The organism is Pedococcus soli, from assembly GCF_054782575.1.
In genome coordinates this window covers 1-11,696 of sequence record NZ_BAAGSF010000003.1, presented here as the reverse complement: position 1 = coordinate 11,696, position 11,696 = coordinate 1, and the positions used below count along the sequence as shown (strand labels likewise).

The following is an 11,696-nucleotide window of genomic DNA, read 5'->3' as shown; positions in this document are numbered from 1 at the left end:
GCGCTCACCAGGGGTGCCCGCGCGGCATACCGACGCCTTAGACCTCTTCGACCGAACTGGGCTCGCGCCGGGACAGGTCGATTCCGAGCTCCTCCGCCGCGCGGAAGACGTCCTCGTCGGACTCCTTCAGCTCGATGGACGTGCCGTCGCTGCTGAGCACCTCGACGTTGAGGCACAGCGACTGCATCTCCTTGATGAGCACCTTGAAGGACTCGGGGATGCCGGGCTCGGGGATGTTGTCGCCCTTGACGATCGCCTCGTAGACCTTCACGCGGCCCTGGACGTCGTCGGACTTGATGGTGAGCAGCTCCTGCAGCGCGTAGGCGGCGCCGTAGGCCTCGAGGGCCCACACCTCCATCTCACCGAAGCGCTGGCCACCGAACTGCGCCTTACCACCCAGCGGCTGCTGCGTGATCATGGAGTACGGGCCGGTGCTGCGGGCGTGGATCTTGTCGTCCACGAGGTGGTGCAGCTTGAGGATGTACATGTAACCCACCGACACCGGCTCGGGGAACGGCTCGCCGGAGCGGCCGTCGAAGAGCCGGGACTTGCCGGAACCGTCGATGAGGCGCACGTCGTCGCGGGTCTTGGTCGTGGAGTCCAGCAGACCCACGATCTCGTCCTCGCGCACACCGTCGAACACCGGGGAGGCCACGCGCGTGCCGGCGGGCGCCTTGCGGGCGTCCTCCGGGATGAGCTTGGCCCAGTCCGGGTTGCCGGCGATCTCCCAGCCGCGCGAGGCGGCCCAGCCGAGGTGCAGCTCGAGGATCTGGCCGACGTTCATTCGACCGGGGACACCGAGCGGGTTGAGCACGACGTCCACGGGGGTGCCGTCCTCGAGGAACGGCATGTCCTCGACGGGCAGGATCTTGGAGATGACGCCCTTGTTGCCGTGACGGCCGGCGAGCTTGTCACCGTCGGTGATCTTGCGCTTGTTGGCGACGTAGACGCGCACGAGCTGGTTGACACCCGGGGGCAGGTCGTCGCCCTCGTCCTTGTCGAACACCTTCACGCCGATGACCGTGCCGGTCTCGCCGTGGGGCACCTTCAGGGACGTGTCGCGGACCTCGCGGGCCTTCTCGCCGAAGATGGCGCGCAGGAGGCGCTCCTCCGGCGTCAGCTCGGTCTCACCCTTGGGCGTGACCTTGCCGACGAGCAGGTCGCCGTCGCGGACCTCGGCGCCGATGCGGATGATGCCGCGCTCGTCGAGGTCGGCCAGGACCTCCTCGGAGACGTTCGGGATGTCCCGGGTGATCTCCTCCGGCCCGAGCTTGGTGTCACGGGCGTCGACCTCGTGCTCCTCGATGTGGATCGAGGAGAGGACGTCGTCCTGCACCAGGCGCTGGCTGAGGATGATCGCGTCCTCGTAGTTGTGGCCCTCCCAAGGCATGAACGCCACGAGCAGGTTGCGCCCGAGCGCCATCTCGCCACCGTCGGTCGCGGGACCGTCGGCGATGACGCCGCCGGTCTCGACCCGGTCGCCCTCGTTGACGACGACGACCTGGTTGTACGACGTGCCCTGGTTGGAGCGCGCGAACTTGGCGATGCGGTAGGTGCGGGTCGAGCCGTCGTCACCGGCGACGGTGACGAGGTCGGCGGAGACCTCGGTGACCACACCAGCGGCCTCGGCACGGACGACGTCGCCCGAGTCGAGCGCGGCGCGGTACTCCATGCCGGTGCCGACCAGCGGCGCCTCGGACTTGACGAGCGGCACCGCCTGGCGCTGCATGTTGGAACCCATGAGCGCGCGGTTGGCGTCGTCGTGCTCGAGGAACGGGATCAGCGCGGTCGCGGCGGACACCATCTGGCGGGCCGAGACGTCGATGAAGTCGACGTCCTCACCCGGGATGTAGTCGACCTCGCCGCCCTTGGTGCGGACCAGGACGCGCTCGTCGGTGAAGTTGCCCTCGGCGTCGATGACGGCGTTGGCCTGCGCGATGACGTGGCGGTCCTCCTCGTCGGCGGACAGGTACTGGATGTCGTCGGTGACGCGACCCTTGACGACCTTGCGGTAGGGGGTCTCGATGAAGCCGAAGGCGTTGATCCGACCGTAGGACGCCAGCGAGCCGATCAGGCCGATGTTCGGGCCTTCCGGGGTCTCGATGGGGCACATGCGGCCGTAGTGCGACGGGTGGACGTCACGGACCTCCATGCCGGCGCGGTCACGGGACAGACCACCCGGGCCGAGGGCCGACAGACGCCGCTTGTGCGTCAGGCCCGCGAGCGGGTTGTTCTGGTCCATGAACTGCGACAGCTGCGAGGTGCCGAAGAACTCCTTGATCGAGGCCACCACGGGGCGGATGTTGATCAGGGTCTGCGGCGTGATCGCCTCGACGTCCTGCGTGGTCATGCGCTCGCGGACGACGCGCTCCATGCGGGACAGGCCGGTGCGGACCTGGTTCTGGATGAGCTCGCCGACGTTGCGCAGGCGACGGTTGCCGAAGTGGTCGATGTCGTCGACCTCGACGACGACCTCGTCACCGTTCTTGCCGTTCAGGGTCGTCTCGCCGGCGTGCAGGGAGACGATGTACTTGATCGTCGCGACGATGTCGTCCACGGACAGGACCGAGTCGCCGAGCTCGGCGGCGACGCCGAGCTTGCGGTCGATCTTGTAGCGGCCGACCTTGGCGAGGTCGTAGCGCTTGGGGTTGAAGTAGAGGTTGTCCAGGAGGGTCTGGGCGGCCTCACGGGTCGGCGGTTCGCCCGGGCGAAGCTTGCGGTAGATGTCGAGCAGCGCGTCGTCCTGGCCGGCCGTGTGGTCCTTCTCCAGGGTGAGCCGCATCGACTCGTAGTCGCCGAACTCCTCGAGGATGTCGGCCTCGGACATGCCCAGGGCCTTGAGGAGCACCGTGACCGACTGCTTGCGCTTGCGGTCGACGCGGACGCCCACCATGTCGCGCTTGTCGATCTCGAACTCGAGCCACGCACCGCGGCTCGGGATGATCTTCGAGGTGTAGATGTCCTTGTCGGACGTCTTGTCGGGCGTGCGCTCGAAGTAGACGCCCGGGCTGCGGACCAGCTGGGAGACGACGACACGCTCGGTGCCGTTGATGACGAAGGTGCCGCGCTCGGTCATGAGCGGGAAGTCACCCATGAACACCGTCTGGCTCTTGATCTCGCCGGTGGTGGTGTTCATGAACTCCGCGGTGACGAACAGGGGCGCGGAGTAGGTCTGGTCGCGCTCCTTGCAGTCCTCGATGGAGTACTTGACCTCTTCGAAGCGGTGGTCACGGAACGACAGCGACATGGAGCCGCTGAAGTCCTCGATGGGAGAGATTTCCTCGAAGATCTCCTCGAGGCCGGAGCGATCCGGCACATCCCCCCGACCCGCGGCCTTGGCCTCTGCGACACGGGCCTGCCAGCGCTCGTTACCGAGCAGCCAGTCGAAGCTTTCCGTTTGCAGCGCCAAGAGGTCGGGGACCTCGAGGGGTTCGCGGATCTTCGCGAACGACAGACGGCCAGAAGCCGTCCGTGCGGTGGACACAGTCTGAGTCGCGTTGCGCGAGGCAGCCAAGGAGGGGTCCTTCCACGGGCCTGTCTTAAAACTGATGGTTCGAAACCGAATTGGCGCCGGCCGCCGTCACGATCCCGCCAGGAGGTGGCTCGTTTTCCGTGCCGGAGGGCACGACGAAGAGCTTCTGTCCGAGGTGGGGGCGCGAAAGAGGGCAGCGCAAAGGATGAGCATACACGTAGGAGGGCAGCCTCGTCCAACCGTGTCCAGCGGGCAGAGCCACAGCCTTGACGGGGGTCTCGCCCCCACAAGGGGCGGGTCGACGCAGACGAGGATGACGCGCCCGCGCCCCTGCGTCAAGGGCGGCACCCCGAGAAGGAGCCGAACGGTCCCCCGGCACGACTGCGGCGACGCCCCGCAGGGGACGTCGCCGCAGGTCAGCGGGGTGCTCCGAGGATCGTCAGAACGCGTCCACCCGGCTGATCAACCACCGGTCGCCGACCTTGGACAGCGTCGCGAGGACGCGGTTCTGGTCGACGACGGGCTGCTTCTGGTCGGTGCCGACCCGCGCCTGGTTGACGAAGGCCATCACCTTCACCGTCGTCGGGGACGAGCTCATCACGCCGACGTCGGAGACCCGGGCCTGCACGACGGTCTGGTTCTTGACGGCCAGCGGCTTGATCTCCTTGTCCATGGCGGTGGTGAACTCGGTCTTGAACGACCCGGTGAGCAGGCCCTCGATCTGGGCGGACTGCGCGTCGATGGTCTTGTAGTTGTAGCTGAGCATCTGCTCGATCGACGTGCGCGCCTGGCTGGTCGCTGCGCGCTCGGCGCGCGCGTCGGCGCCGGTGTCCTGGAGGCTGAGGCCGGCGACGGTGCCGAGCAGGGCGAGGCTGGCCACGAGGGCCACCGAGGGGGCCACCCAGCGGCGTCGACGCCCGGCGGGCACCTCCGAGGAGCCCGTGCCCTCTCCCGCCTCGAGCCCGGACATCGCCTCGGACGTCGCCTCGGACGTCGCCTCGGACGTGGGCTCTGCCGCGGCGCGCTGGTGCCGCGTGGGCAGGGTCAGCCGGCGTGGGGGACCAGCCGTGGCACCCTCGGCCGGGTCGCCGCTGCGCTCGACCACGGGTGCGTCCGTGGCGCCGGTCGCGGGGGCCGCGGCCGTGGCGGCCGCCGTGGGGGTGCCCGTCGTGCGGGCGCGTGAACGGTGCCCGGCGACCTTGGGGCGGGGACGAGGGGTGTCAGCCGACGAACTCAAGGTTCTCCACCTTCCATGCCGATCCGACCTTCCGGAGCTCCAGCCGCATCCGGTAGGTCTTGGTCTCCCCCGCGGGGACGGCGGTGTTCTTCGTCGGCGCGACCACCCCGACGAGCGCGACCGCAGAGTCGAGGTCACCGGAGACGAGGGCGGCCTCGGACCGCTGGACGGTCGAGACCGTCTTGTTGGCGACCAGCACCTTCTTGAGCTGGTCGACCGAGGTCGTGTAGCTCTTGAGGAACTCCCCCGTGGCACCGGCCCGGACCCGTGCGGTGTCTGCGTCGACCTTGGCGTAGTCGACGCTGACGAAGTTGATGGCCAGCTGCCTGGCCGCAGCCGTGGCGGCGGCGTTGGCCGCCGAGGTCTGCCGCGCGGCATACCAGTCCCGGCCGCGGGTGGCCCCGAGGGCCACCGAGGCGACGAGGGCGAGGGCCACCACCACCCACACGAGGCGGGGGGTGATGCGGGCGACGCCCGCGGTGGGCGCTGCGCGGCCCGCGGGGTCGGTGGTCGACCCGGTGGCGGGTTCGGCGTCGGCGTCGGTCATGCCCGCCATTGTGGTGGGCGTCGTGACGGGCGCGGTGGTGGTGGTGCTCATCGAGCGGCCTCCTTCATGATCCACAACCACGAGGCCTCACCGCCCGCACCGTCCGTCGGGGGGACGGGCACGGAGACCTGTGGTGTCGCCATGCCCAACGACGCGGCCATGCCCGGCGATACGGGCTGGTCGCCGAAAGCGAGCGGAACGGTCGCGTTGGCGGCCCCGCCCGAGGCCGGGGGCGCGTTCTGCGCACCGCGCACGGTCGTCCCCGACCCACGGGGGGCGGTGCAGCGGGCGCTGGTGTTCACCGGCGGCAGGTTGGTCGTGGTCTTCGGGTTGGTCCGCTTCGTGCCGCCGTAGCCCTGGGTGCAGACCGGCGGGTTCTGCGCGAGGGCCAGCCCGAAGTGGGCGGTGCCGTCACCGGGCACGACGGTGAAGCCGCCGGCCACGACGTCGGGGTACGTCACGAGCAGCTGCTGGATGCCGTCGACGCGCGCGGTGGTGACCTGGCCGACGGTGATGAGGTTGGCCAGCAGGGCCGCGAGGTTGCCCTTGTTGTCGCGGATCAGCGCCTCGAGCTCGGTCGAGGCCACGACGCCACGGTCGAGCACGAGACGCAGGTCGCCGTCCGAGGCCTTGAGGGTGTCGGCGAGGTCGGCGAAGTTCTTCGCGAAGGTCTTGACCTGGCCGGAGGTGTCGCGCTGGGTGTCCAGGACGATCCGGCCGTCGTCGAGCAGCTTCTTGGTCTCGGGCAGCGCCTCGGTGGCCGCCTGGGTGAGGGCGTCACCACTGTCGATGAGCCGCTGGAGGTCCTGCCCGCCGTCGGCGAACCCGTTCCCGAGCTCGTCGACCACCGTGGACAGGTCCTGCCGGTCGACGGAGTTGACGGTGTGGTCGAGGTCGAGCAGCAGCGTGTCGACCCGCAGGGGGAACTGGGTGTCCTTGCGCGGGATCGTGTCGCCGTCGGCGAGCACGGCCCCACCGTCGCTGCGCGGCTGGAAGTCGAGGTACTGCTCCCCCACCGCCGAGCGGTTCTCCACGACGACCTTGGTGTCCTTGGGGATCTTGACGCCGCGCTGGATCTTCGCGTCGACGACGACGCCGTCCTTGGACAGGCGCAGGTCGTCCACGCGGCCGACGGTGACCCCCCGGTAGGACACCTCGGAGCCGATGAAGATGCCACCGGACTGCGCGAAGTCGGCCGACACGTGGTACTGACCGCCGACCACCCGGTCGTAGAGGCCGACGTAGCGCGCCGACAGCACCGAGACCGTGAGGAGGGTGATGAGCATGAAGGCGAACAGCTGCACCTTCACCGAGCGGCGGATCATGCGTCACCTCCGTAGAGGGAGCGCCAGGAGCCGTCGGAGCTCGACTGCGACTGCTGCGGGCTCAGGCAGAGCGGCGGACAGACGGGGTTCCCGCTCGACGTCCGGCTCGACGACGTGCTGCTGGGCAGGGGCACCCCGGGGACGCTCGGCACCGAGATGGACGGGGTGGGCAGCGACGGCGTCACCGGCAGCGACGGCGTCGGCAGTCCCGGGAGCCCGGGGAGGCCACCCGTGGGCAGCCCGCCGGTGGGGAGACCGCCGGTGGGCAGGGTCGTCGGCAGGCCGAGGTTGCCCGCGAGGTTCTTGAGGTTGAGGTCCAGGTCGGCCGACAGGTTCGTGTAGTCGCCCTTGATCGCCCCGGTGGCGCTGTCGGGGAACGGGTAGGTCAGGAACAGCTGCAGGGACTTGGGCAGGTTGTCACCGGCCTTGGTGAGCTGGGCCAGGATGGGTTCGAGGGCCTTGAGGTTGGCCGTGGTGTCGGCCTTGCTCTGCGCGATGACGTCGGTACCCACCGCCCCGAGGCGGCTGAGCGCAGCGAGCAGCTGGACCAGCTGCTTGCGCTGGTCGGCGAGCACCTTCAGGCCCTGCGGCATCGTGGCCAGGGCCCGGTCGATGTCGTCCTTCTGGGCCGCGAGCCGGCTGGCGAGCTTGTCGATGTTGTCGATGGCCCGGACGATCTCGCTCTTCTGCTGGTCGAGCCCGCCGACGAACGTGTCGAGCTGCTTGATCAGGTCCTTGATCTCGGTCTGGTTGCCGGTCAGGGCGTGGTTGAGCTCGGTCTCGATCACCTTCAGCTGGGCGACGCCACCACCGTTGAGCAGCAACGACATCGCACTGAGGACCTCTTCGACCTCGGGGTTGCGGCCGGTCCGGTCGAGGGGGATGTTGTCGCCGTCGCCGAGGGCGCCCTCGGGGGTGCCCGTGGTCGGCGGTGAGAGCTCGACGTACTTCTCCCCCAGCAGGGACGTCTGCTTGAGCTCGGCCACCGCGTTGTCGGGGAGCTTCACGTCCTTGGGCAGGCGCAGCGTCACCCGGGCGGTCCAGCCGTTGAGCTCGATCTTCTCCACCGAGCCCACGGTCACCTGGTCCACCTTCACCGAGGACTGCGGGACGAGGTCGAGCACGTCGGCGAACTCGGCGGTGACGCGGATGATGTCGCCGCTGTTGGCGGCGCCACCGGGCAGGGGCAGGTCGAACGCACCCTGGCAGCCCGTCGTGGTCAGCACCGCGCCGGCCGCCAGCGCGGCGGCGAACAGGCGGCCACGCGGCATACGCGTCCGGGTGGTGGGTTCGCTGGAGTGCGCCATGGTGGTCACCGGTCCCCCTCGAGGAGCCCACCGAGGGTGGGGTCGGCGCCGCGCAGCTGCACGGCGGGCGTGGTCGGGGCTGCGGCCCCGACGGTGGTCGCCTCGGGCCCGGTGCCCCCCTGCGACCTCGGTATGGCGCTGAGCAGGTTGGTCGGGAGGACCACGCCCAGCCCCTTGAGCTTGTCGAGGAGGTCGGTCACGGGCTTGAGCACGCCCGCCACGGTGGTGCAGACGCTCGGCGGCTGGCCGCTCGCGGTGATGAGGTTGCACAGCAACGTCTGGAGCTTGAGGTTCTCGTTGAGGTTGGCGCGGGTGTCGAGCGTGCCGCTCTTGGGGTTGTAGGCGTTCTGGAGGTTGCTGATCGCGACCGGGGCGTCGGTCAGCGTCTCCGCCAGGGCGTCACGCTGCTTGGCGACCGTCCCGGTGACGGAGGCGAGCTGGCCGATGTTGGTCGTCAGCGACGCCCGGTTGTCGTGCACGAACGAGCTGACCTCGCTCAGCGCCACCGCGAGGTTCTTCAGGGCGGCGGCGAGGTCGTCCCGCTCGGCGTCGAGCTGGGTCGAGACGCTCGCGAGGTCGGCGTTGAGTCGGCGCACCTGGCTGTCGTTGGTGGCGAGCATCGAGGTGAAGGTCTGCAGGTTCTTCACCGTGCCGAACAGGTCGTTGCGCCCGCCCGACAGGGTCTGCAGGGCGAGGCTGAGGTCGTGGTTGGTGTCGTGGATCTTCTGGCCCTGGCCGTCGAGGTTCCTGGCTCCGGTGTCGAGGGCCGCCTGGAGGGCACCGTCCTTGTTGGCACCCGTGGGACCGAGGGCGACGAGCAGGTCGTCCAGGCTGGTGGAGATCCGGTCGAGCTCGACCGGGACGGCGGTGCGGTCCAGGCCGATCTGCGCGCGGTCCTTCATCACCGGCCCACCGGTGTAGGCAGGGAAGAGCTGGACGTAGCGGTCGCTGACCAGTGACGGAGCGACCACGGCGGCCTGGGCCTGGGCGGGCACCTTGTACTTGGCGTCGTACTCGAAGACCACCTCGACCTTGTCGCCCTTCGGGGTGACGTCCTTGACCTGCCCGACCTGCACGCCGAGGATGCGCACGTCGGAGCCAGGGAAGAGACCCACGGCGCGGGAGAACTCACCCGTGACCCGGACGGTCTCGTGGCGGGGCCAGAACGCGTACGCGCCCGCAGCCAGCGCCACCACGGTGAGCGCGGCGACGGCCTTCGGGACGAAGCCCCCGAGCGACGGGGTACGGCGGGCCATCACTTGCCTCCGAGTTCGACGGGCGTGGTGAGGTTCTCGATGTAGGTGTCAAACCACCGGCCGTTGCCCAGGACGTTGGCGAACAGCCGGGTGAAGGGCGCCATGGCGGCGATCGTGTCGCTGAGGTCCTTCTCGTGCTTCTGCAGCACCGCGAGGACCTTGGTCAGCTGGTCCAGGGCCGGCTTGAGCTGTGCCCGGTTGTCCCGGACCAGGCCGGTCACCTGCTGGGCCATCGCCGAGGTGTTGACGAAGAGGGTGTGGATGTCCTCCCGACGCGCCTCGAGCTCGACCAGCAGCAGGTCGGCGTTCTTGATGATCGACTCGATCGCCTTGTTCCGCTGGGCGACCGTGCCCGAGACGCTGTTCGCCGAGGCGAGCAGCTTCTTCAGCTCGGCGTCCCGCGAGGCGATCGTCCGCGACAGCCGGCTGAGGCCGTCGAGAGCGGCCTTGACGTCCTTCGGGCTGTCCTTGAACTCCGTGGCCAGGGTCGTCAGGGAGTCGGCCAGCTGACCCGTGTCGATGCGCTCGGTGGTCGTCGCGAGGTCGCTGAAGGCGTTGATGATGTCGTAGGACGAGACCGTGCGGTCGATCGGGATCTCGCTGTCCGCCTTGAGCTGCCCCGGACCGGCGGGCTCGAGCGCGAGGTACTTCTGGCCCAGCAGGGTCTTCATCCGCACCGACGCGGCGGTCTCCGTGCCGAATGCGGCCGGCTCGGTGACCTTGAACTGCACGACGACGTGGTCGCCCGCGAGGTCGACGGACTTCACCTTGCCGACCTTGACGCCGGCGATGCGGACGTCGTCGCCCTTGAGCAGGCCACCTGCCTCGCTGAAGGCGGCCCGGTAGGAGTCGCCCCCACCGATGAAGGGGATGCTCTGGATGTTGAAGGCCAGGAACAGCAGCACGGCGATGGAGAGCAGGCCGACCGCCCCGATCGGGACGGGGTTGCGCTCACGGAACGGGATGGCCATCAGGAGCACCTCGCAGCCGACAGCTGTTCGGGCTTGCCGAGGTTGACCGCAGGGCCGACCGGCAGCTTGATCGTGCCGCTGAAGTCGCACAGGTAGAAGTTGAACCACGAGCCGTACGTGGCGGTCCGGGTGATCGTGGAGATCTTCCCGGGTGAGGTCGACAGGAACTTCTCGAAGGTGGCCGTGTTGGCGGGCTCGTTGAGGTTGGTCGCGAGGGACCGCAGGTTGGCGATGTCCGACTTCAGCGGCGAGCGGGTCACCTTGAGCAGGTCCGCGGTCTGGGCCGTCAGCGAGTTGATGTTGGTCAGCGACGCACCGATGGTCTTGCGGTCGGCGGCCAAGCCGGAGACGAACCGCTGGAGCTGGTCGATCAGCTCCTTGAGCGCGGCGTCGCGGTCGTCGACCGTGCCGAGCACGGTGTTGAGGTTGCTGATGGTGCGCCCGATGACCGCGTCGCGGTCGGCCAGCGTCGAGGTCAGGGACGCGGTCTTGGCCAGCAGCGAGTTGATGTTGCCGCCCTCGCCCTGCAGGACGCTGACGATGTTGGCGGACAGCTCGTTGACGTCCTTGGGCGAGAGTGCGGCGAACAGCGGCTTGAACCCGTTGAAGAGCACGGTGAGGTCGAGCGCGGACTGGGTGTGGTCGAGCCCGAGGGTGGCGCCGTCCTTGAGGGGGGTGGCGCCCCCCACGTCCTGGGTGAGGGCGATGTAGCGCTCCCCGACGAGGTTGCGGTACTTGATCGTCGCCTTGGTCCCCTGGGTGAGGACGCTGGTCTTGAGCACCTTGAACTGGACGTCGGCGTGCACCCGGTCGCGGGCGACCTTGATGGCCTTGACCTCCCCGACGCGCACGCCGGCGATCCGCACCTCCTGGCCCGCGGCCAGGCCGGTGACGTCCTTGAACACGGCGGTGTACGTCGCCTTGTCACCGAACTGGATGTTGGCGATGGTCGCGGCCAGGGTGCCCGTCGCGAGCAGCGTCGCCACGACGAACACGATGAACTTCACGAGGCTGGAGCGAGTGCTCATCGGGGCCCCCGCGAAGTATCGGAGCGACGAAGGAGGGAAGAACCTTGTGGGGTGGTGTTCATCGCTGGCTCACCACCGTTCCGCGCAGCATCGGCCCGGCGAGCAGGGTCGTGATGGCGGACGGCTCGGCAGAGCCGTTCCCGGACAGCAGTGCCGCCACGACGCGCTGCTCCTCCTCGGTACCGGCCAGGCCCGCGTCGGGTCCGACGATGCTGGAGCCCGACGGACCGGTGAAGGCGGTGGGCAAGGCACTGCCTGCGCTGGCGCCGCCCGACCGGGTGCCGTCGTCGAAGTGCGGCCCCTGGTGGGGCTTGGCCTGGCTGCCACCGGGGTTGGGCAGCCCGAGGCAGTTCGGCCCGCGGCTCTCGCCCCAGCGCGGCTCCTCCCCCGGGGTGTACCCCGGACGCTGCGGCGCGACCTCCACCGTGATGTGGAACTGCGAGTCCCGGAACGCCTCGTCGATGCGGGGCTGCCAGTTGACCAGCGCCTCGGTGAAGCACGGGTACTGCGGCGAGTACTTCGCCAGCACCGCCAACGTCGGCCGCTGCACCTG

At 69.3% G+C, this 11,696-nt stretch carries 9 protein-coding genes; all 9 read right to left on the bottom strand.

The annotated features are described in order from the left end of the window. Positions 1-37: 37 nt before the first annotated feature. Complete coding sequence (gene rpoB, locus ACYVKF_RS02950; RefSeq protein ID WP_056915476.1) at positions 38-3,514, bottom strand: DNA-directed RNA polymerase subunit beta; 3,477 nt, start codon at positions 3,512-3,514, stop codon at positions 38-40. Between the two features lie 397 nt (positions 3,515-3,911). Beyond that, entirely contained in the window at positions 3,912-4,709 is a 798-nt protein-coding gene (locus tag ACYVKF_RS02945; protein ID WP_460964756.1) for a hypothetical protein, read from the bottom strand. Next, positions 4,693-5,307 carry a hypothetical protein gene (locus ACYVKF_RS02940; RefSeq protein WP_235530662.1) on the bottom strand — a complete coding sequence of 205 codons (615 nt, stop codon included), beginning with the start codon at positions 5,305-5,307 and terminating at the stop codon, positions 4,693-4,695. The genes ACYVKF_RS02945 and ACYVKF_RS02940 overlap by 17 nt, the downstream gene beginning before the upstream one ends. Further along, positions 5,304-6,581 carry an MCE family protein gene (locus ACYVKF_RS02935; RefSeq protein WP_460964754.1) on the bottom strand — a complete coding sequence of 426 codons (1,278 nt, stop codon included), beginning with the start codon at positions 6,579-6,581 and terminating at the stop codon, positions 5,304-5,306. The genes ACYVKF_RS02940 and ACYVKF_RS02935 overlap by 4 nt, the downstream gene beginning before the upstream one ends. Further along, a complete protein-coding gene (locus tag ACYVKF_RS02930; protein WP_460965518.1) occupies positions 6,578-7,888 on the bottom strand; it encodes an MCE family protein in 1,311 nt (436 codons plus the stop codon). Before ACYVKF_RS02930 ends, ACYVKF_RS02935 begins: the two co-directional genes overlap by 4 nt. A 5-nt stretch (positions 7,889-7,893) precedes the next feature. After that, positions 7,894-9,144, bottom strand: coding sequence for an MCE family protein (locus tag ACYVKF_RS02925; protein WP_460964752.1), 1,251 nt, complete (start codon positions 9,142-9,144; stop codon positions 7,894-7,896). Continuing rightward, positions 9,144-10,115 carry an MCE family protein gene (locus ACYVKF_RS02920; RefSeq protein WP_056915480.1) on the bottom strand — a complete coding sequence of 324 codons (972 nt, stop codon included), beginning with the start codon at positions 10,113-10,115 and terminating at the stop codon, positions 9,144-9,146. The genes ACYVKF_RS02925 and ACYVKF_RS02920 overlap by 1 nt, the downstream gene beginning before the upstream one ends. After that, positions 10,115-11,143, bottom strand: coding sequence for an MCE family protein (locus tag ACYVKF_RS02915; protein WP_460964750.1), 1,029 nt, complete (start codon positions 11,141-11,143; stop codon positions 10,115-10,117). Before ACYVKF_RS02915 ends, ACYVKF_RS02920 begins: the two co-directional genes overlap by 1 nt. A 58-nt stretch (positions 11,144-11,201) precedes the next feature. Continuing rightward, the coding region (locus ACYVKF_RS02910) for an MCE family protein (protein WP_460964748.1) at positions 11,202-11,696 on the bottom strand (495 nt) is incomplete at its 5' end.